Raw genomic sequence first — 18,538 nt, 5'->3', positions numbered from 1 at the left:
AATTTGTAGTTATGTGTAAAGATCGGCGTTTTTCCTCATCATTGATTTACACGCTGTATTGCCTTCTTGAAAGCGATTTGTAAATTTTGCTCTACAATGTCGTTTTTCAAAGAAAACAAAGAAAATCCCTTTGCCTAATATCGTAGAAATCCGCGATTTGCATTTCCGCTATGGCGACCGGCCTATTTTGTCCGGTCTGCATATGGATTTCCCGCGCGGAAAGGTCGTGGCGGTGATGGGCGGTTCGGGCTCGGGCAAGACCACGATCCTGCGCCTGATCGGCGGCCAGCTGCATCCGCAGCAGGGTACGCTGGCGGTGGATGGCGAGAACGTCCCCGGCCTCAATACGAAGCAGCTCTACCTGCTGCGCCGCAAGATGGGCATGTTGTTCCAGAACGGCGCGCTGTTTACCGACATGACCGTGTTCGACAACGTGGCCTTCCCGCTGCGCGAGCATACCGATCTCGATGAAGACCTGATCCGCGACCTGGTGCTGATGAAGCTCAACGCCGTGGGCCTGCGCAATGCCGCAGCCCTTAAGCCGGCCGAGATCTCCGGCGGCATGGCCCGCCGCGTCGCGCTGGCGCGCACCATCGCGCTGGACCCGATGCTGATCATGTACGACGAGCCCTTCGCCGGCCTCGATCCGATTTCCATGGGCGTGACCGCCAACCTGATTCGCCGCCTGAACGATGCGCTGGGATCGACCTCGATCCTGGTGTCGCACGACGTCAACGAATCCTTCTTGATCGCCGACTATGTGTATTTCCTGTCGGCCGGCAAGATCGTGGCGCAAGGCACGCCCGACGAGATGCGCACTTCGGCCGATCCCTATGTGAAGCAGTTCGTGCATGCCGAAGCGGACGGTCCGGTGCCGTTCCACTATCCGGGCAAGTCGGTGGCCGATGATCTCGGTCTGGGAGCGCGCTCATGATCTCCAGTCTGGGGCGCGCAGTGCGCGAATTCGTGGTCGGCGTCGGCTTTGCCGCGCGCATGTTCGTCAACATGCTGGGCGCTTCGCTGGGCCTGCTGCGCCGTCCGCGCCTGATCACCGACCAGATCCACTTCATCGGCAACTACTCGCTGGTGATCATTGCCGTGTCCGGCCTGTTCGTCGGTTTCGTGCTGGGTCTGCAGGGGTACTACACGCTCAACAAATATGGTTCCGAACAGGCCCTGGGCTTGCTGGTGGCGCTGTCGCTGACGCGCGAGCTGGGTCCGGTGGTGACGGCGCTGCTGTTCGCCGGCCGCGCCGGCACCTCGTTGACTGCGGAGATCGGCCTGATGAAGGCCGGCGAGCAGTTGTCGGCGATGGAGATGATGGCCGTCAACCCGCTGCAGCGCGTGGTGGCGCCGCGTTTCTGGGCCGGCGTGATCGCCATGCCGGTGCTGGCGGCGATCTTCAGCGCCGTGGGCGTGATCGGCGGCTATGTGGTCGGCGTGCTGCTGATCGGCGTCGACGAAGGCGCGTTCTGGTCGCAGATGCAGGGCGGCGTGGATGTCTGGAACGACATCGCCAACGGCGTCCTGAAGAGCGTGGTGTTCGGCATCGCGGTCACCTTCGTGGCGCTGTTCCAGGGCTATGAAGCCCAGCCGACGCCGGAAGGCGTGGCCCGCGCCACCACCCGCACCGTGGTGATCGCTTCCTTGATGGTACTGGGCCTGGACTTCCTGCTGACCGCGCTGATGTTCAGCTGATTGCCGGCAAACAAGACTGACAGAATAAGGGCGCGCCGCAGGGTGCGCCGATGAAACAAAAAGGGTTGATATGCAACGTAAATCACTGGACGCCTGGGTTGGAATCTTCGTGCTGCTGGGCGTGGCGGCGCTGGTGTTCCTGGCGCTCAAGGCCGGCAACATGAGCTCGCTGTCGTTCGGGCAGAAGACCTATGCCGTCAAGGCCAACTTCGACAATATCGGCGGTCTGAAGTCGCGCGCGGCGGTCAAGAGCGCCGGCGTGGTGGTGGGCCGTGTCGATTCGATCCGTTTCGACGACCAGACCTTCCGCGCCGTGGTCTCCATCAATATGGACGACGGCTACAAATTCCCCAAGGACAGCTCGGCCAAGATCCTGACCTCGGGTTTGTTGGGTGAACAATACATCGGCATCGAACCGGGAGGCGACACTGCTAACCTGGCGGCCGGAGATACCATTAAGATGACACAATCCGCGATTGTGCTGGAGAACCTGATCGGTCAGTTCCTCTACAGCAAGGCGGCAGAGGGAAAGGACGATAAATAATGAACAACAAAGCACGCATCGGCGCCATCGCGCTGGCAGCCGCGGCCATGACCGGCTGCGCTTCCACCAACAACAATCCGCGCGATCCGCTGGAAGGCTTCAACCGCGCGATGTTCAGCTTCAACGACACGGTCGATACCTATGCGCTCAAGCCTGCCGCGCAAGCGTATGACACCGTGGTGCCGAACCCGGTGCAGACCGGCGTGGGCAACTTCTTCGGCAACATCGGCGACCTGTGGTCGTCGGTGAACCAGCTGCTGCAAGGCCGCGTGGAGCAGGGCGTGTCGACCTTCATGCGCGTGGCCATCAACACCACCTTCGGCCTGGGCGGGGTGCTGGACGTGGCGACCGAAGCCCGCCTGCCGCGCGAGAAATCCGATTTCGGCCAGACCCTGGGCAAGTGGGGCGTGGGCTCGGGCCCGTACGTGGTGCTGCCGTTCTTCGGCCCGTCCACCGTGCGTGACACCGCCGGCCTGCCGGTCGACCTGTACGGCGACCTGTGGACCTACAAGCGTCCGGTGCGCTGGCGCAACGTGGGCTCGGTGATCCGCGTGGTGGATCGCCGCGCCCAATTGCTGGATGCGTCGACCCTGCTGGAAGACGCCGCGCTGGACAAGTACGACTTTGTGCGCGATGCCTACCTGCAGCGCCGCCAGTCGCAGATCACCGGCGGCAGCGCCGGTCGTGAACAGAAGGAAGAAGCGGTCAAGCCCTGAGCCTGATCGCGGCTGTCGCCCCGCCTGCGTTGCGGGCGGCAGCCTTGAAATTTCCTCGTAGTGCACCATCTGTAACTTCCGCTGCTGTCTGTAACAGCGCGGGAACCCCGCCCTTCCGCGGGCTTCGAAGCAACAGCAGCCCCTGCGGCTGCGGCTTCCCGCTCTCTCGAATGGATCTCGACCTATGAAGACGCTCACCAAATTTTTCGCCATCGCCGCCACTTTCTCGGCCCTGACCTTCGCCGGCGCCGCCTCCGCGCAGGAAGCGCCTGACGCGCTGGTCAAGCGCATCAGCTCCGAAGTGCTGGACACCGCCAAGAGCGACAAGGACATCCAGGCCGGCAACAATGGCCGCATCATGCAGCTGGTCGAGCAAAAGATCCTGCCCTATGTTGACTTCGAGCGCATGACCCAGCTGGCGGCCGGCCGTTTCTGGCGCCAGGCTTCCCCGGAACAGCAAAAGCAGCTGATCACCGAATTCCGCAGCCTGCTGGTGTTCACCTACTCCGGCGCGCTGTCGCAGGTGCGCGACCAGAAGATCGAATTCAAGCCGCTGCGCGCGTCGCCGGCCGACACCGAAGTGGAAGTGAATTCGCAAGTGATCTCTTCCCGCGGCGGCGAGCCGATCCAGCTGAGCTACCGCCTGGAAAAGAAGGCCGACGGCTGGAAGCTGTATGACGTCAACGTGCTGGGTGCGTGGCTGGTGGAGGCCTACAAGGGCACCTTCGCCAACGAGATCAACAAGGGCGGCATCGACGGCCTGATCAAGGCGCTGTCGGACAAGAACAAGCAACTGGCCGCTCGCGCCAACAAGAAGTAATCGGCCTAAGCGCAGCGACAGAAAGACCATCATGTTCAAGCCCGGTGCCCAGCTGACCGTCAACAACGCCAGCGCCGTCCTGCGGGACGGCCTGGCGGCCATCGCCGGCGGCCAGTCCAGCATCGACGTCAGCAACGTCGCGGTGGTCGACTCGTCGGCCGTCGCCACCCTGCTGGCCTGGCGTCGCTCCGCCCGCCAGCGCGGCGTGGCGCTGGCGTTCGGCGCCTTGCCGGTCAACCTGCAAAGCCTGGCCGACCTCTACGGCGTATCCGCGCTGCTCAATGAAGTCACCGCGGGCGCGCCCGTGGCCCCCACCTCCGCGACCGATCGACATCACTGACCCGGTCCGCCATTCCGGTCGCTGCGCAGCGTTGTCCAAACGTGCGCAGCGCGGCCCGGAAAATCGAATTCCCCTATAATCCTTGGTTTTTGCAGGCGCTGCGATCTTCTTCACAGCGTTCGTCCACCGGACTTTCTCCCCTGAACGCGGCCGCCAGGCCGGGCAAGACCGATTAAGCGTGATGCATCCGGGGCCTCCCACCATCCAGAGATAACAGCGCGACAACAACAGCGGCATTGCGCCGCGCCCGCGGCCATCCGGCGCGAGGCGCGGTCGGCGATGCCGGGGCGAGGCAGACAGTGCGTTTTCCTGTTTCCTTATTTTTCTTTCAAGCAACGAGTTGAACGGGCAGCAGGCAATGGCCGCTTTGCAAATCAATGACATCAAGAAACGCTACCAGTCGCTGCAGGCGCTGGGCGGCGTTTCGCTGGCGATCGAGGAAGGCGAATTCTTCGGTCTGCTGGGCCCCAACGGGGCCGGCAAGACCACGCTGATCTCCATCATCGCCGGGCTCAACCGCGCCGATTCCGGCAACGTCACCATCCATGGCCACGACGTGGTCAGCGACTACCGCAATGCCCGCATGAACCTGGGCGTGGTGCCGCAGGAGCTGGTGTTCGATCCCTTCTTCACCGTGCGCGAGACGCTGCGCATGCAGTCCGGTTACTTCGGCCTGAAGAACAACGACAAGTGGATCGACGAGGTGATGGCGAACCTGGATCTCACCAACAAGGCCGACACCAACATGCGCGCGCTGTCCGGCGGCATGAAACGGCGCGTCCTGGTGGCCCAGGCGCTGGTGCACAAGCCGCCGGTGATCGTGCTGGACGAACCCACCGCCGGCGTCGACGTCGAGCTGCGCCAGACGCTGTGGCAGTTCATCGGCCGCCTGAACCGCGAAGGCCACACCATCGTGCTGACCACCCACTATCTGGAAGAGGCGCAGGCGCTGTGCAACCGCATTGCCATGCTGAAGTTCGGCAAGGTGGTGGCGCTGGACTCCACCGAAGGTCTGATCAAGCGCATCTCGGGCTCGCAGCTGGTGCTGCGCCTGAAGAGCGGCGCCTTGCCCGACGGCTTGAAGGCGCTGGTGACGCACCCGGAGGAACTGCTCGCGGGCAACAAGTTCACGCTGCGCGTGACCGATTACAAGGAAGTCGAACCCATTCTGGCCACGTTGCGCGCCGCCGGCGCCGAGATCGACGATCTGCAGTTGCAGCAGGCCGACCTGGAAGACGTCTTCATCCAGATCATGGGAGATGAAAAATGACCGGATTCCAGACCCTGTTCTACAAGGAAATCCTGCGCTTCTGGAAAGTGGCGACCCAGACCGTGACCGCGCCCATCGTGACCGCGCTGCTGTACCTGATGATCTTCGGCCATGTGCTGCAGGATCGCGTGCAGGTCTATCCGGGCGTGCAGTACACCGGTTTCCTGGTGCCCGGCCTGGTGATGATGAGCGTGCTGCAGAACGCCTTCGCCAACAGCTCGTCCTCGCTGATCCAGTCCAAGATCACCGGCAACCTGGTGTTCGTGCTGCTGACCCCGTTGTCGCACTGGGAAATGTTCGGCGGCTACGTGCTGGCGGCCGTGGTGCGCGGCCTGATGGTGGGCGGCGGCGTGTTCGTGGTGACCGCCTGGTTCGGCCACCTGGACTTCGTGGCGCCGCTGTGGATTATCGTGTTCGCGCTGCTGGGCGCGGCCATCCTCGGCACGCTGGGCCTGATCGCCGGCATCTGGGCCGAGAAGTTCGACCAGCTGGCGGCGTTCCAGAATTTCCTGATCGTGCCGCTGACTTTCCTGGCCGGCGTGTTCTATTCGATACACTCGCTGCCCCCGTTCTGGCAGGCGGTGTCGCATTTCAACCCGTTTTTTTATATGATCGATGGCTTTCGCTACGGGTTCTTCGGCCAGTCCGACATCAACCCCATGACCAGCCTCGGTATCGTGGCCGTGTTCTTCCTGGCGTTGTCCACCCTGGCGGTGCGCATGTTGAAGAGCGGCTACAAGTTGCGCGCCGGTTCGCACTGATTGTCTGATTCCACGAGCCCGCGCCTGCCCAATCCCTAGTGAAGAGCCGAACCATGCTACCCACACCCGAACTCGTCAAAAGCTACATCGTCGCCGGCCTGGAGTGCCGGCATATCGAAGTCGAAGGCGACGGCCAGCACTTTACCGCCGTCATCGTCTCCGACGCCTTCGCCGGCAAGCGCCTGATCCAGCGTCACCAGCTGGTCTACGCTGCGCTGGGCGACCGCATGCGCGAAGAAATTCACGCGCTGTCGATGAAGACCCTGACCCCCGAAGAATTCCAGAAATAAGGCATCAACCATGGACAAGCTCCTGATCCGCGGCGGCAAGCGCCTCTCCGGCGACGTCACCATCTCCGGCGCCAAGAACGCCGCGTTGCCCATCCTGTGCGCCGGCCTGCTCACGGCCGACGACCTGCGCCTGACCAACGTCCCGCACCTGCAGGATGTGCTGACCATCACCAAGCTGATGAAGCAGATGGGCCTGCGCGTGCAGGAAGAGGGCGATGCGATGATCCTCAACGGCAACGACATCACCAAGCTGGAAGCGCCCTACGAGCTGGTCAAGACCATGCGCGCCTCGATCCTGGTGCTGGGCCCGCTGCTGGCGCGCTTCGGTGAAGCCAAGGTCTCGCTGCCGGGCGGCTGCGCCATCGGCTCGCGTCCGGTGGACCAGCACATCAAAGGCATGCAGGCCATGGGCGCCGAGATCCACATCGACGGCGGCTACATCTACGCCAAGGCCAAGCGCTTGAAGGGCGCGCGCATCGTCACCGACATGATCACCGTGACCGGCACCGAAAACCTGCTGATGGCAGCGGTGCTGGCCGAGGGCGAGACCATCCTTGAAAACGCCGCGCGCGAGCCGGAAGTGGGCGATCTGGCCCACCTGCTGGTGAAGATGGGCGCCAAGATCGAAGGCATCGGCACCGACCGCCTGGTGATCCAGGGCGTCGACAAGCTGCACGGCGCCACCCATGAGGTGATTGCCGACCGTATCGAAACCGGCACCTTCCTGTGCGCCGTGGCTGCCGCCGGCGGCGATGTCACGCTGCGCCGTACCCGCTCCGGCCTGCTGGATGCGGCGCTGGACAAGCTGCGCGAAGCCGGCGCCATCCTGACCTCGGGCGAGGACTGGATCCGCATCCAGATGGCGCGCCGTCCCAAGGCGGTGAGCTTCCGCACCACCGAATACCCAGGCTTCCCGACCGACATGCAGGCCCAGTTCATGGCCCTGAATTGCGTCGCCGAAGGCACCAGCCACGTGACCGAGACCATCTTCGAGAACCGCTTCATGCACGTGCAGGAGCTCAACCGCCTGGGCGCGGCCATCGACATCGAGGGCAACACCGCCATCGTCAAGGGCGTGGACAAGTTCCACGGCGCCCCGGTGATGGCGACCGACCTGCGCGCGTCGGCCTCGCTGGTGATCGCCGGCCTGGCCGCCGAAGGCGAGACCGTGGTGGAGCGCATCTACCACCTGGACCGCGGCTACGATCGCATGGAAGCCAAGCTGTCGGCCATCGGCGCCGACATCCAGCGCATCAAGTAAGCACCTGAAGAAGCAGACCACATGACCCAACAACTGACGCTGGCGCTTTCCAAGGGCCGTATTTTCGAAGAGACCCTGCCGTTGCTCAAGGCGGCCGGCATCACCGTGGCCGAGGATCCGGAGTCCTCGCGCAAGCTGATCCTGCCGACCAACGACCCCAACGTGCGCGTGATCATCGTGCGCGCTTCCGACGTGCCGACCTACGTGCAATACGGTGCCGCCGACTTCGGCGTGGCCGGCAAGGACGTGCTGCTGGAGCATGGCGGCGAAGGCCTGTACCAGCCGATCGACCTGAACATCGCCAAGTGCCGCCTGTCGGTGGCGGTGCAGGAAGGCTTCGACTACGCCAACGCGGTGCGCCAGGGCGCGCGCCTGCGCGTGGTGACCAAGTACGTCAAGACCGCGCGCGAGCACTTCGCCGCCAAGGGCGTGCACGTTGACCTGATCAAGCTGTACGGCTCGATGGAGCTGGGCCCGCTGGTGGGCCTGTCGGACGCCATCGTCGACCTGGTCAGCACCGGCGGCACGCTGCGCGCCAACAAGCTGGTGGAAGTCGAGCACATCATCGACATCTCCTCGCGCCTGGTGGTGAACCAGGCCGCGCTGAAGTTGAAGCGCGACCGCCTGCAGCCGATTCTCGACGCGTTCGAGAAGGCCAAGGCCAAATAAGCCCGATTTCAGCCCGATTTAAGCCCGACAGATTTTGCCGTATTGATTTCGCTGTATTTGCAGGTGACACCATGAGCATTGCCATCCGAAAACTCGACTCCGCCGATGCCGGCTTTCGCGACAAGCTGTCGGCCGTGCTGGCCTTCGAAGCCAGCGAGGACGAAGCCATCGACCGCGCCGCGGCCACCATCCTGGCCGACGTGAAGGCGCGCGGCGATGCTGCCGTGCTGGAATGCACCCAGCGCTTCGACCGCGTGCAGGCCGCGTCCGTGGCCGGTCTGGAAATCGGCAAGGAGGCAATGCAGGCGGCGCTGGCCAGCCTGCCCGAAGCGCGCCGCGCGGCGCTGCAGACAGCGGCTGACCGCGTGCGCGCCTACCACGAGCGCCAGAAGAAGGAATGCGGTTCCGACGGCTTCCTGTACACCGAAGCCGACGGCACCGAGCTGGGCCAGAAGGTCACGCCGCTGGATCGCGTGGGCATCTACGTGCCGGGCGGCAAGGCCGCTTACCCGTCGTCGGTGCTGATGAACGCGATTCCGGCCAAGGTGGCCGGCGTGCAGGAGGTCATCATGGTGGTGCCGACCCCGGACGGCGTGCAAAACGAGCTGGTGCTGGCGGCTGCCGCGATCGCCGGCGTCGACCGCGTGTTCACCATCGGCGGCGCCCAGGCAGTGGGCGCGCTGGCATACGGCACCGCGACCATCCCGCAGGTGGACAAGATCGTCGGCCCCGGCAACGCCTACGTGGCCGCCGCCAAGCGCCGCGTATTCGGCATCGTCGGCATCGACATGATTGCCGGCCCCTCGGAGATCCTGGTGATCTGCGACGGCGCCACCGATCCCGACTGGATCGCCATGGACCTGTTCTCCCAGGCCGAGCACGACGAGCTGGCGCAATCCATCCTGCTGTGCCCGGACGCCGCTTACATCGCCCGCGTGGAAGCCTCGATCAACAAGCTGCTCGACGCCATGCCGCGCAAGGACGTGATCCGCACCTCGCTGACCGACCGCGGCGCGCTGGTGAAGGTGCGCGACATGGATGAAGCCTGCGAGATCGCCAACATGATCGCCGCCGAACACCTGGAAATCTCCGCCGAAGAACCGCAGCAGTGGGCCGACAAGATCCGTCACGCCGGCGCCATGTTCCTTGGCCGTTTCTCCTCCGAGTCGCTGGGCGACTATTGCGCCGGTCCCAACCACGTGTTGCCGACCTCGCGCACCGCGCGCTTCTCTTCGCCGCTGGGCGTGTACGACTTCCAGAAGCGCTCCAGCGTGATCCGCGTGTCAGAAGCCGGCGCCCAGACCCTGGGTCGCGTGGCGGCCGAGCTGGCCTACGGCGAGGGCTTGCAGGCGCACGCCCGTTCCGCCGAACTGCGGCTGAAATGATCCGATGACGGCGGCCTCCGACTCGGCAGGCGAAGGCTGGCTGGATCGCGTGCATTGCGAGGACGCGCTGCAAGGTTTGCAGCGCATTCCCGACGGCAGCATCGATTTGCTGATCGCCGATCCGCCGTACGGCCTCGGCAAGGACTACGGCAACGACTCCGACAAGCTCGACACCGCCGCCTACCTGGCCTGGACCGAGCAATGGGTGGACGCCGCGCTACCCAAGCTCAAGGCCAACGGCAGCCTCTACATTTTCCTCACCTGGCGCAATTCGCCGGAGATTTTCGTCATGCTGAAGCAGCGCATGACCATGCTCAACGAAATCGTCTGGGATCGCCGCGTGCCCTCCATGGGCGGCAGCACCCGGCGCTATTCCTCTGTGCATGACACCATCGGCTTCTTCGCCCGCGCCAAGGATTATTTCTTCGACCTCGACGCCATCCGCATCCCTTACGACGAGCAGACCAAGAAGGCCCGCTCGCGCGCCATCTTCGTCGGCGCCAAGTGGCTGGAGATGGGCTATAACCCCAAGGACGTGTGGAGCGTGTCGCGCCTGCACCGCGAACACAAGGAGCGCGCCGACCATCCCACGCAAAAGCCGCTGGAGGTGGTGGAGCGCATGGTTAAGGCGTCCTGCCCGCCGGGCGGCGTGGTGCTCGATCCCTTCATGGGCAGCGGCACCACGGCCGTGGCGGCGCGACGCTGCGGCCGGCATTTCGTCGGTTTCGAACTCAATCCCGATTATTGCGAACTGATCCGCCAGCGCCTGGCCGCGCTGGAACCTGCGAGCCAACCTGATGAACAAGTCGCCAGCTGATTTTCCTTCCTGCGAACAATTGATTGCCGGCGTGATCCGCCCGCTGGTGCGCGACTGGCATTCCTACCACGTGCCGTCGGCGCAGGGCATGGTCAAGCTGGACGCGATGGAGAATCCCTACGAGCTGCCGGCCGCGCTGCGCGAGGAGCTTGGCCGTCGGCTGGCGCAGGCGCCGCTGAACCGCTATCCGGTGCCGAGCTACACGCGCCTGAAGCAGGAAATCTGCAGCAAGCTCGATGTGCCTGCAGGCTATGACGTGTTGCTCGGCAACGGTTCGGACGAGCTGATTTCCATGCTCTCGCAGGCTTGCAGCATGCCGGGGCGCAAGGTGCTGTCGCCCGAGCCCAGCTTCGTGATGTACCAGATATCGGCCCAGGTCGCCGGCCTTGAATACGTCGGCGTGCCGCTGCGCGCCGACCTCACGCTGGATTTGCCGGCCATGCTGGCGGCGATGGCGCTGCATCGCCCGGTCATCACTTATCTGTCTTACCCCAACAATCCCACCGGCACTTTGTTCGACGCCGCCGACGTGCTGCGCATCGTCGAGGCCGCCGCGCCCTACGGACTGGTGGTGGTGGACGAGGCCTATCAGCCGTTCGCCGACGCTTCGCTGATGTCGGCATTGCCGCAATTCAACAATCTGGTGGTGATGCGCACCGTCTCCAAGCTGGGCCTGGCCGGCATCCGCCTGGGTTACATGGCGGCCGCGCCGGCCCTGTTGCGCGAATTCGACAAGGTGCGCCCGCCGTACAACATCAATGTGCTGACTGAGGCCGCCGCGCTGTTCGTGCTGGAGCACCTGGACACGCTGCAAGCGCAGGCGGCGCAGCTGTGCCGCGCGCGCACCGCGCTGACGGCGCAGCTGGCGGCACTGGACGGGGTGGAGGTATTCCCGTCGGCCGCCAATTTCGTGCTGATCCGCGTCCCGGATGCCGAGAAAGTTTTCGCCGCATTGGTCGCACGTAAGGTGCTGGTCAAAAATGCCGGTAAAATGCATGCATTGCTGCAAAACTGTTTGCGTATTACCGTCAGCACAGAACAAGAAAACGCCGCATTCCTGGCTGCCCTGCAGGGGGCGCTGGAAGAGTTGTAAAAGCGCGCTTCGGCAAGCATCTAGGCACAATCCCAAACGTTTGAATCCCGCTTTACCCTGACCATGTCTACACCGAGAACCGCGGAAGTCGTCCGCAACACCAACGAGACGCAGATCCGCGTTGCGATCAACCTTGACGGAACCGGCAAGCAGTCGCTCGACACCGGCGTGCCTTTCCTCGACCACATGCTGGACCAGATCGCCCGCCACGGCCTGATCGACCTGGACATCCAGGCCAAGGGCGACCTGCACATCGACGCGCACCACACGGTGGAAGACGTGGGCATCACTCTGGGCATGGCCTTCGCCAAGGCCATCGGCGACAAGAAGGGCATCCGCCGCTATGGCCACGCCTACGTCCCGCTGGACGAGGCGCTGTCGCGCGTGGTGATCGACTTCTCCGGCCGTCCCGGCCTGGAGTACCACATTCCGTTCACCCGCTCCATGATCGGCGCCTTCGACGTCGACCTGACCAGCGAGTTCTTCCACGGTTTCGTCAACCATGCGCAGGTCACCCTGCACGTGGACAACCTGCGCGGCGTCAATGCGCACCACCAATGCGAGACCGTGTTCAAGGCCTTCGGCCGTGCGCTGCGCATGGCCGTCGAGCTCGACGCGCGCGCCGCGGGCACCATTCCGTCCACCAAGGGCAGCTTGTAATCATCTGGTTTTCCGGGCGCGCACCGGCGCGCCGCCATCTTAGCTATGAATAAAATCGTTGTAGTGGATTACGGCATGGGCAATCTGCGCTCGGTGGCGCAGGCCCTGCGTCATGTCGCGCCCGAGGCCGACGTGCGCATTTCCGGCGAGGTCGCCGACATCCGCGCGGCCGATCGCGTGGTGCTGCCCGGCCAGGGCGCCATGCCCGATTGCATGCGCTGCCTGCGCGAGTCGGGACTGCAGGAGGCCGTCATCGAGGCATCCCGCAGCAAGCCGCTGTTCGGCGTATGCGTGGGCGAGCAGATGCTGTTCGACTGGAGCGAAGAGGGCGACACACCCGGCCTGGGCCTGCTGCCCGGCAAAGTGGTGCGCTTCCAGCTCGAAGGCGTGAGCCAGGACGACGGCTCGCTGTACAAGGTGCCGCAGATGGGCTGGAACCACGTGCGCCAGACGGCCCGCCATCCGCTGTGGGAAGACATCGCCGACAACGCCTACTTCTATTTCGTGCACAGTTTTTACGCCGTGCCGGCCGAGGGCGCGCATGTCGTCGGCGAGACGCCGTACGGCCGCGACTTCGCCTGCGCAGTGGCTCGGGATAACATCTTTGCAACCCAGTTCCACCCGGAAAAAAGTGCCTCCGCGGGTTTGCAGCTGTATCGGAATTTCGTACACTGGAAGCCTTGATTTTTGCCATTCAGGCAAGAGCCGGCCGCAAGGCCGTCATCCACCTTTAACTGACTAGTCATACCGTAGCCATGCTGCTGATACCCGCCATCGACCTGAAAGACGGTCATTGCGTCCGCCTCAAACAAGGCGATATGGAACAAGCCACCGTGTTTTCCGAAGATCCGGCGGAAATGGCCCTGCACTGGCTGAAGCAAGGCGCCCGCCGCCTGCATCTGGTCGACCTGAACGGCGCCTTCGCCGGCAAGCCCAAGAACGAGGCTGCCGTGAAGTCCATCCTGAAGGTGGTCGCCGAGTTCGCCGAGGAGAACGATGTCGAAGAGATCCCCGTCCAGCTGGGCGGCGGCATCCGTGACCTCGATACCATCGAACGCTATCTGGACGACGGCCTGTCTTACATCATCATCGGCACCGCCGCGGTGAAGAACCCCGGCTTCCTGCACGACGCCTGCAGCGCCTTCCCGGGCCAGATCATCGTCGGCCTGGACGCCAAGGACGGCAAGGTCGCCACCGACGGCTGGAGCAAGCTGTCCGGCCACGAAGTGATCGACCTGGCGCAGAAGTTCGAAGGCTACGGCTGCGAAGCCATCGTCTACACCGACATCGGCCGTGACGGCATGATGGGCGGCGTGAACATCGAAGCCACCGTGCGCCTGGCGCAGGCGGTGTCGATCCCCATCATCGCCTCCGGCGGCGTGCACAACATCCACGACGTGGAAGCGCTGTGCAAGGTCGAGGACGAGGGCATCGAAGCCGTCATCTGCGGCCGCTCCATCTACGAAGGCACGCTGGATCTCTCCAGCGGCCAGGACCGCGCCGATGAACTGACCCGCGCGCTGGAAGCCAATCGCATCAACGGCGGCGAATAAAAGGCGGCTCGACATGGCTCTCGCAAAACGCATCATCCCTTGCCTGGACGTGACCGCCGGTCGCGTCGTCAAGGGCGTCAACTTCCTCGAGCTGCGCGACGCCGGCGACCCGGTCGAGATCGCGCGCCGCTATGATGAGCAGGGCGCCGACGAGCTGACCTTCCTCGACATCACCGCCTCCTCCGATGATCGCGACCTGATTCTCGACATCATCGAGGCGGTGGCCTCGCAGGTCTTCATTCCGCTGACGGTCGGCGGCGGCGTGCGCGCCGTCGACGACGTGCGCCGCTTGTTGAACGCCGGCGCCGACAAGGTCGGCATCAACACCTCCGCCGTGACCAATCCGCAGTTGGTGGCTGATGCCGCCGGCAAATACGGATCGCAGTGCATCGTGGTGGCGATCGACGCCAAGCGCGTGGGCGAGGGCAAGTGGGAGGTCTACACCCATGGCGGGCGCAAGGCCACCGGCCTGGACGCGGTTGAATGGGCGCGCAACATGGCGCGCCTGGGCGCCGGCGAGATTCTGCTGACCAGCATGGACCGCGACGGCACCAAGAGCGGTTTCGACCTGGGTTTGACGCGCGCCGTGTCGGAAGCCGTCAGTATCCCGGTGATCGCCTCGGGCGGTGTCGGCGGCCTGCAGGACCTGGCCGACGGCGTGACCAAGGGCAAGGCTGACGCCGTGCTGGCGGCCAGCATCTTCCACTATGGCCAGCACACCGTGCAGGAAGCCAAGCGCTTCATGGCCGACCAGAACATTTCCATGAGGCTGGCATGAGCATCAGCGCCAAGTGGCTGAACAAGGTCAAATGGGACGAAGTCGGCCTGGTGCCGGTGATCGCCCAGGAAGTCGGCACCAACGACGTGCTGATGTTCGCCTGGATGAACCGCGAGGCGCTGGCCAAGACCGTTGAAATCGGCCAGGCCGTGTATTGGAGCCGCTCGCGCAAGAAGCTGTGGCACAAGGGCGAGGAGTCCGGCCACTTCCAGAAGGTGCATGAGATCCGCCTGGACTGCGACGAAGACGTGGTGCTGCTCAAGGTCGAGCAGGTGGCCGGCATCGCCTGCCACACCGGCCGCCATTCCTGCTTCTTCCAGAAGTTCGAAGGCAGCGCCGACAACGGCGAATGGCAGACCGTGGAACCGGTGCTGAAGGACCTGGCGCCTGGCGCCGGCGGCGCGCCTGCCGGCAAGAGCGAAAAAGCTGAGAAGACCGAGAAGGCCGACAAGCCCAAGCGCGTGCGCAAGAGCGCCGCCTCCAAGCCGGCCGATACAGACAAGACCCCATCATGAGTGAAACCCTGAAGCGGCTGGCCGAAGTCATCGAGTCGCGCAAGCTGGCCAACGGCGGCAATCCCGAAAAATCGTACGTTGCCAAGCTGTTTTCCAAGGGCGACGACGCCATCCTGAAGAAGATCGGCGAAGAAGCCACTGAAACCGTGATGGCCGCCAAGGACGCCCGCGTTTCGGGCGACAAGTCCAAGGTGCTCTACGAGTGCGCCGACCTCTGGTTCCATTCGATGGTGCTGCTGGCCCAGTTCGACCTTCAGCCGCAAGACGTGCTCAACGAACTGGCACGCCGCGAGGGACTGTCCGGCCTCGACGAAAAGGCCGCGCGCAAGGACTGAGCAGGCACCACACCACCCCCACGCAGGAGAACGGTTTTGGATAATTGCATTTTCTGTAAGATCGCCGCCGGCGAGATCCCGTCCAAGAAGGTCTACGAAGACGACGACGTGATCGCTTTCCATGACATCAACCCGGCCGCGCCGGTGCATTTCCTGATCGTGCCGCGCAAGCACATCCCGACGCTGTCGGAATGCGGCCCTGAAGACACCCTGCTGCTGGGCAAGATGGCCGCGCTGGCGCCCAAGCTGGCCGCCGAGCAGGGCTGCGGCTACCAGCTCGACGCCGATGGCAATCGCAGCGGCGGCTTCAAGACCCTGTTCAACACCGGACCGGACGGTGGGCAGGAGGTGTACCATCTGCATATGCATGTGATCGGCGGGCCGCACCCGTGGCGCGTCAGGTTCGTGCAACAATGACAAGTCCGCGCGTGCGGACGGCGACAACAGGGAAACGTTTTTACACAGGGCAGGGATGTCCGCTTAGGAGAATAGAATGGGTTCGTTCAGTATTTGGCATTGGCTGATTGTTCTGGTGATCGTGATGCTGGTCTTCGGCACCAAGAAGCTCGGCAACATGGGTTCCGACCTGGGCAAGGCAGTCAAGGGCTTCAAGGACGGCGTCAAGGGTGGTGAGGGCGCCGAGGAAGAAAAGAAAGACCAGGCCATCGACGTGCAGGCCAAGGAAAAAGACAAGTCCGGCAGCTGATCAAGCAGCGCCCGCCTGCGGGGGAGTGCGGCGGGCCGCTCCAGATTCGGGCGCCGGCCTTGCGGCCGGCGCTTGCCCGGCGCCGCGGCGCCGGTGCTTCTCAGTCCTCTTTCGTCCAGATTCATTCTTTAACGCCACACAGGCTCTCACAGACTCATGATTGATATTGGCCTTTCCAAGCTGGCCTTGATCGGCGTGGTCGCGCTGGTCGTGATCGGCCCCGAGCGCCTGCCCAAGGTGGCGCGCATGGCCGGCACGCTGTTCGGTCGCGCACAGCGCTACATCAACGACGTCAAGTCGGAAGTCAGCCGCGAGATCGAGCTGGACGAGCTGCGCAAGATGCAAAAGGACGTGGAGCAGGCCGCCAGCGATGTCTCGGGCAGCATCCACAAGAGCGTGTCCGACACCGAGGCCTCGATCAACGATGCCTGGAATGGCGGCGACGACTCCTCCACTTCCGACAGCGCCAGCGCCGGCGCCGACAGCTGGAAGCGCACGCCCAACGCCGACCTGCTGTCGATCAAGGCCAAGGCCTTCCGCCGCAAGAAGCTGGCGCGCACCTCGGCGGTGCCGTCCTGGTACAAGCACCAGAGCGGGCGCAAGACGCGCGTCATCTCGGCCTCGGCACGAGTGGCCAAATACCGCCCGATCACTGCCAGCAAATCGGCCGGCTTCTTTTAATCCCGGCGCATCGCGTCCCACTCATCTCAACGCCGCAAATCCATGGCTGAAGAAAACAACCAGGCCAGCACTGAAGACACCTTCATCTCGCACCTGATCGAATTGCGCAGCCGCATCGTCAAGGCGGCTGCGGTGGTGCTGGTGGTGTTCCTGTGCATGATGCCCTTCGCGGCCCACATCTTCGACGTGCTGGCCGCGCCGATGATCCACGCGCTGCCGGCCGGCAGCAAGATGATCGCCACCGGCGTCATCACGCCCTTCCTGATCCCGATCAAGGTCACCATGCTGGTGGCGCTGCTGATCTCGCTGCCGTGGGTGCTGTACCAGCTGTGGGCCTTCGTCGCTCCCGGCCTGTATGCGCACGAGAAGCGCCTGATCGCGCCGCTGGTGATTTCCTCGTCGGTGCTGTTCATCATCGGCGTGGCGTTCTGCTACTTCTTCGTGTTCGGCGTGGTGTTCCCGTTCATCAACAACTTCGCGCCCAAGTCGGTCTCGGTGGCGCCGGACATCGACAGCTACGTTGACTTCGTGCTGACCATGTTCGTGGCCTTCGGCGTGACCTTCGAGGTGCCGGTGATCGTGATCGTGCTGGTGCGCATGGGCCTGGTGCCGCTGGCCAAGTTGAAGCAGATTCGCCCCTACGTGATCGTCGGCGCCTTCGTGATCGCCGCCGTGGTGACGCCGCCGGACATCATGAGCCAGCTGATGCTGGCAGTGCCGCTGGTGTTGTTGTATGAAGTCGGCCTGCTGATTGCCCCGATCTTCGAGCGCGCCACGCGCGCGCCGGAGGAAGCCGGTTCGACGTCCTCAGACTGATTGCTCCTTAAGCGTCACAGCTGCTGACGCAGACGTAAAAAAGCCCGCCATGAGCGGGCTTTTTCATTGGCGCAGATCGTCGTCGCAAGACGGATGCGACGACCGGGGTCTTACTCCTCCACCGGCAGCAACGGGATATCGCGCAGCCACTGCACCAGCGGATAAGCATCCTTGAAGCCGGCCAGCACGTCGCCGCCCAGGTCGGCCGGAATCTTCTTCTTGATGCTGGTCTCGGTCCAGACGATGAAGCTCTTCAGCTTCACGTATTCAATGTTGGGGCTGTCCGGATCGAAGCCCTTGGGCGGGCGCACCAGCTTGCCTTCTTCCTGCAGGTCGCCGTAGGTGCCGGCCAGCTTCTTGTTCTTGCGCATCTTGGTGAAGCCGGTCGCATCGTCGATCACGCGGGTGCGGATGGCGCGAAGGCGATCCGGCGGCGGCATGTATTCGCCGCCGGCGATCAGCAGCTTGCCCTCGGCGTCGATGTGGAAGTAATAGGCCGGACCGCCGCCCTGGCTGGGCTTTTTCAGGCCGCTGGCGGTGATGGCCGCGGAGAAGTGGGTCTTGTACGGGCTCTTGTCGTGGGAGAAGCGCATGTCGCGGTTGATGCGGAATAAGGCTTTCTTCGGATTGCAGCCGGCGATGGCCGGATCGAACTTGCTGATCTCGGCGATCAGCTTGATGGTCAGCGCCAGGAATTCCTCGCGCAGGATGTCGTAGCGCGGCTTGTTCATCACGAACCAGGCGCGGTTGTTGTTTTCGGACAGTTCACCCAGGAACTGGATCAGGTCGCGCACGTGCATGTCGTTCGATCTCCTTGTCATGGCCGCGCT

The 18,538-nt window shown here is 63.9% G+C and carries 25 protein-coding genes; 24 read left to right on the top strand and 1 reads right to left on the bottom strand.

Annotation, left to right across the window (positions count from 1 at the left end):
* Positions 1 to 130 precede the first annotated feature (130 nt).
* From J8I26_RS18225 to tatC, 24 genes are all read left to right on the top strand, one after another.
* Complete coding sequence (locus tag J8I26_RS18225) at positions 131 to 934, top strand: ABC transporter ATP-binding protein (RefSeq protein ID WP_209608518.1); 804 nt, start codon at positions 131 to 133, stop codon at positions 932 to 934.
* Positions 931 to 1,698, top strand: coding sequence for a lipid asymmetry maintenance ABC transporter permease subunit MlaE (gene mlaE / locus J8I26_RS18220; RefSeq protein WP_209608517.1), 768 nt, complete (start codon positions 931 to 933; stop codon positions 1,696 to 1,698). Before J8I26_RS18225 ends, mlaE begins: the two co-directional genes overlap by 4 nt.
* 70 nt (positions 1,699 to 1,768) lie before the next feature.
* Positions 1,769 to 2,242 carry an outer membrane lipid asymmetry maintenance protein MlaD gene (mlaD, locus tag J8I26_RS18215; RefSeq protein WP_209608516.1) on the top strand — a complete coding sequence of 158 codons (474 nt, stop codon included), beginning with the start codon at positions 1,769 to 1,771 and terminating at the stop codon, positions 2,240 to 2,242.
* Positions 2,242 to 2,958, top strand: coding sequence for a VacJ family lipoprotein (locus J8I26_RS18210; RefSeq protein WP_209608515.1), 717 nt, complete (start codon positions 2,242 to 2,244; stop codon positions 2,956 to 2,958). Before mlaD ends, J8I26_RS18210 begins: the two co-directional genes overlap by 1 nt.
* A gap of 184 nt (positions 2,959 to 3,142) precedes the next feature.
* A complete protein-coding gene (locus J8I26_RS18205) occupies positions 3,143 to 3,778 on the top strand; it encodes an ABC transporter substrate-binding protein (RefSeq protein WP_209608514.1) in 636 nt (211 codons plus the stop codon).
* A gap of 31 nt (positions 3,779 to 3,809) precedes the next feature.
* Entirely contained in the window at positions 3,810 to 4,118 is a 309-nt protein-coding gene (locus J8I26_RS18200; RefSeq protein ID WP_209608513.1) for an STAS domain-containing protein, read from the top strand.
* A 358-nt stretch (positions 4,119 to 4,476) separates the two neighbouring features.
* Positions 4,477 to 5,388, top strand: coding sequence for an ABC transporter ATP-binding protein (locus J8I26_RS18195; protein WP_209608512.1), 912 nt, complete (start codon positions 4,477 to 4,479; stop codon positions 5,386 to 5,388).
* A complete protein-coding gene (locus tag J8I26_RS18190; RefSeq protein ID WP_209608511.1) occupies positions 5,385 to 6,149 on the top strand; it encodes an ABC transporter permease in 765 nt (254 codons plus the stop codon). Before J8I26_RS18195 ends, J8I26_RS18190 begins: the two co-directional genes overlap by 4 nt.
* Before the next feature lie 53 nt (positions 6,150 to 6,202).
* The gene (locus J8I26_RS18185) at positions 6,203 to 6,439 is read left to right on the top strand and encodes a BolA family protein (RefSeq protein ID WP_079218094.1); all 237 of its coding nucleotides are present in this window, start codon (positions 6,203 to 6,205) and stop codon (positions 6,437 to 6,439) included.
* A gap of 10 nt (positions 6,440 to 6,449) precedes the next feature.
* A complete protein-coding gene (murA, locus tag J8I26_RS18180; protein ID WP_209608510.1) occupies positions 6,450 to 7,700 on the top strand; it encodes a UDP-N-acetylglucosamine 1-carboxyvinyltransferase in 1,251 nt (416 codons plus the stop codon).
* Positions 7,701 to 7,721: 21 nt separating this feature from the next.
* Positions 7,722 to 8,369: an ATP phosphoribosyltransferase gene (gene hisG, locus J8I26_RS18175; RefSeq protein ID WP_209608509.1), complete on the top strand. Its 648-nt coding sequence runs from the start codon at positions 7,722 to 7,724 to the stop codon at positions 8,367 to 8,369.
* Positions 8,370 to 8,440: 71 nt separating this feature from the next.
* Entirely contained in the window at positions 8,441 to 9,754 is a 1,314-nt protein-coding gene (gene hisD / locus J8I26_RS18170; RefSeq protein ID WP_209608508.1) for a histidinol dehydrogenase, read from the top strand.
* Between the two features lie 4 nt (positions 9,755 to 9,758).
* Positions 9,759 to 10,571 carry a site-specific DNA-methyltransferase gene (locus tag J8I26_RS18165; RefSeq protein ID WP_209608507.1) on the top strand — a complete coding sequence of 271 codons (813 nt, stop codon included), beginning with the start codon at positions 9,759 to 9,761 and terminating at the stop codon, positions 10,569 to 10,571.
* Positions 10,552 to 11,664 (top strand): histidinol-phosphate transaminase, encoded by a 1,113-nt coding sequence (gene hisC, locus J8I26_RS18160; protein ID WP_209608506.1) that lies wholly within the window; start codon positions 10,552 to 10,554, stop codon positions 11,662 to 11,664. Before J8I26_RS18165 ends, hisC begins: the two co-directional genes overlap by 20 nt.
* Before the next feature lie 63 nt (positions 11,665 to 11,727).
* Entirely contained in the window at positions 11,728 to 12,324 is a 597-nt protein-coding gene (gene hisB, locus J8I26_RS18155; protein ID WP_209608505.1) for an imidazoleglycerol-phosphate dehydratase HisB, read from the top strand.
* 45 nt (positions 12,325 to 12,369) lie between these two features.
* Entirely contained in the window at positions 12,370 to 13,008 is a 639-nt protein-coding gene (gene hisH, locus J8I26_RS18150) for an imidazole glycerol phosphate synthase subunit HisH (protein ID WP_209608504.1), read from the top strand.
* A 71-nt stretch (positions 13,009 to 13,079) separates the two neighbouring features.
* Positions 13,080 to 13,877: a 1-(5-phosphoribosyl)-5-[(5-phosphoribosylamino)methylideneamino]imidazole-4-carboxamide isomerase gene (gene hisA / locus J8I26_RS18145; RefSeq protein WP_209608503.1), complete on the top strand. Its 798-nt coding sequence runs from the start codon at positions 13,080 to 13,082 to the stop codon at positions 13,875 to 13,877.
* Positions 13,878 to 13,890: 13 nt separating this feature from the next.
* Positions 13,891 to 14,655, top strand: coding sequence for an imidazole glycerol phosphate synthase subunit HisF (gene hisF / locus J8I26_RS18140; RefSeq protein ID WP_209608502.1), 765 nt, complete (start codon positions 13,891 to 13,893; stop codon positions 14,653 to 14,655).
* Entirely contained in the window at positions 14,652 to 15,170 is a 519-nt protein-coding gene (hisI, locus tag J8I26_RS18135; RefSeq protein ID WP_209608501.1) for a phosphoribosyl-AMP cyclohydrolase, read from the top strand. The genes hisF and hisI overlap by 4 nt, the downstream gene beginning before the upstream one ends.
* Positions 15,167 to 15,505, top strand: a complete 339-nt coding sequence (locus J8I26_RS18130; protein WP_209608500.1) for a phosphoribosyl-ATP diphosphatase — start codon at positions 15,167 to 15,169, stop codon at positions 15,503 to 15,505. The genes hisI and J8I26_RS18130 overlap by 4 nt, the downstream gene beginning before the upstream one ends.
* Positions 15,506 to 15,541: 36 nt before the next feature.
* Positions 15,542 to 15,922 carry a histidine triad nucleotide-binding protein gene (locus J8I26_RS18125; RefSeq protein ID WP_209608499.1) on the top strand — a complete coding sequence of 127 codons (381 nt, stop codon included), beginning with the start codon at positions 15,542 to 15,544 and terminating at the stop codon, positions 15,920 to 15,922.
* A gap of 76 nt (positions 15,923 to 15,998) precedes the next feature.
* Positions 15,999 to 16,211, top strand: coding sequence for a Sec-independent protein translocase subunit TatA (tatA, locus tag J8I26_RS18120; protein WP_209608498.1), 213 nt, complete (start codon positions 15,999 to 16,001; stop codon positions 16,209 to 16,211).
* 156 nt (positions 16,212 to 16,367) lie between these two features.
* Entirely contained in the window at positions 16,368 to 16,892 is a 525-nt protein-coding gene (gene tatB, locus J8I26_RS18115; protein ID WP_209608497.1) for a Sec-independent protein translocase protein TatB, read from the top strand.
* A gap of 42 nt (positions 16,893 to 16,934) precedes the next feature.
* Positions 16,935 to 17,708 carry a twin-arginine translocase subunit TatC gene (tatC, locus tag J8I26_RS18110; RefSeq protein ID WP_209608496.1) on the top strand — a complete coding sequence of 258 codons (774 nt, stop codon included), beginning with the start codon at positions 16,935 to 16,937 and terminating at the stop codon, positions 17,706 to 17,708.
* 110 nt (positions 17,709 to 17,818) lie between these two features.
* Here tatC and J8I26_RS18105 read toward each other — a convergent pair whose 3' ends face one another.
* On the bottom strand, positions 17,819 to 18,508 hold the full coding sequence (locus tag J8I26_RS18105) for a DUF2461 domain-containing protein (protein WP_209608576.1): 690 nt from the start codon (positions 18,506 to 18,508) through the stop codon (positions 17,819 to 17,821).
* Positions 18,509 to 18,538: the final 30 nt, after the last annotated feature.

It is taken from the genome of Herbaspirillum sp. LeCh32-8 (assembly GCF_017814915.1).
In the GTDB taxonomy this organism is placed as follows: Bacteria; Pseudomonadota; Gammaproteobacteria; order Burkholderiales; family Burkholderiaceae_D; genus Herbaspirillum.
The sequence above is the reverse complement of the archived record's forward strand: the minus strand, read 5'-3'. Positions and strand labels throughout refer to the sequence as shown.

Bases quoted from the DNA above. Each gene is read 5' to 3' on its own strand.
- hisG (WP_209608509.1), top strand. From the start codon at position 7,722: ATGACCCAACAACTGACGCTGGCGCTTTCCAAGGGCCGTATTTTCGAA.
- murA (WP_209608510.1), top strand. From the start codon at position 6,450: ATGGACAAGCTCCTGATCCGCGGCGGCAAGCGCCTCTCCGGCGACGTC.
- tatC (WP_209608496.1), top strand. From the start codon at position 16,935: ATGGCTGAAGAAAACAACCAGGCCAGCACTGAAGACACCTTCATCTCG.
- J8I26_RS18105 (WP_209608576.1), bottom strand. From the start codon at position 18,508: ATGCACGTGCGCGACCTGATCCAGTTCCTGGGTGAACTGTCCGAAAAC.
- hisI (WP_209608501.1), top strand. From the start codon at position 14,652: ATGAGCATCAGCGCCAAGTGGCTGAACAAGGTCAAATGGGACGAAGTC.
- J8I26_RS18190 (WP_209608511.1), top strand. From the start codon at position 5,385: ATGACCGGATTCCAGACCCTGTTCTACAAGGAAATCCTGCGCTTCTGG.
- tatA (WP_209608498.1), top strand. From the start codon at position 15,999: ATGGGTTCGTTCAGTATTTGGCATTGGCTGATTGTTCTGGTGATCGTG.
- mlaD (WP_209608516.1), top strand. From the start codon at position 1,769: ATGCAACGTAAATCACTGGACGCCTGGGTTGGAATCTTCGTGCTGCTG.
- hisC (WP_209608506.1), top strand. From the start codon at position 10,552: ATGAACAAGTCGCCAGCTGATTTTCCTTCCTGCGAACAATTGATTGCC.
- tatB (WP_209608497.1), top strand. From the start codon at position 16,368: ATGATTGATATTGGCCTTTCCAAGCTGGCCTTGATCGGCGTGGTCGCG.
- J8I26_RS18210 (WP_209608515.1), top strand. From the start codon at position 2,242: ATGAACAACAAAGCACGCATCGGCGCCATCGCGCTGGCAGCCGCGGCC.
- J8I26_RS18185 (WP_079218094.1), top strand. From the start codon at position 6,203: ATGCTACCCACACCCGAACTCGTCAAAAGCTACATCGTCGCCGGCCTG.
- hisF (WP_209608502.1), top strand. From the start codon at position 13,891: ATGGCTCTCGCAAAACGCATCATCCCTTGCCTGGACGTGACCGCCGGT.
- J8I26_RS18165 (WP_209608507.1), top strand. From the start codon at position 9,759: ATGACGGCGGCCTCCGACTCGGCAGGCGAAGGCTGGCTGGATCGCGTG.
- mlaE (WP_209608517.1), top strand. From the start codon at position 931: ATGATCTCCAGTCTGGGGCGCGCAGTGCGCGAATTCGTGGTCGGCGTC.
- hisD (WP_209608508.1), top strand. From the start codon at position 8,441: ATGAGCATTGCCATCCGAAAACTCGACTCCGCCGATGCCGGCTTTCGC.
- hisH (WP_209608504.1), top strand. From the start codon at position 12,370: ATGAATAAAATCGTTGTAGTGGATTACGGCATGGGCAATCTGCGCTCG.
- hisB (WP_209608505.1), top strand. From the start codon at position 11,728: ATGTCTACACCGAGAACCGCGGAAGTCGTCCGCAACACCAACGAGACG.
- hisA (WP_209608503.1), top strand. From the start codon at position 13,080: ATGCTGCTGATACCCGCCATCGACCTGAAAGACGGTCATTGCGTCCGC.
- J8I26_RS18195 (WP_209608512.1), top strand. From the start codon at position 4,477: ATGGCCGCTTTGCAAATCAATGACATCAAGAAACGCTACCAGTCGCTG.
- J8I26_RS18130 (WP_209608500.1), top strand. From the start codon at position 15,167: ATGAGTGAAACCCTGAAGCGGCTGGCCGAAGTCATCGAGTCGCGCAAG.
- J8I26_RS18200 (WP_209608513.1), top strand. From the start codon at position 3,810: ATGTTCAAGCCCGGTGCCCAGCTGACCGTCAACAACGCCAGCGCCGTC.
- J8I26_RS18205 (WP_209608514.1), top strand. From the start codon at position 3,143: ATGAAGACGCTCACCAAATTTTTCGCCATCGCCGCCACTTTCTCGGCC.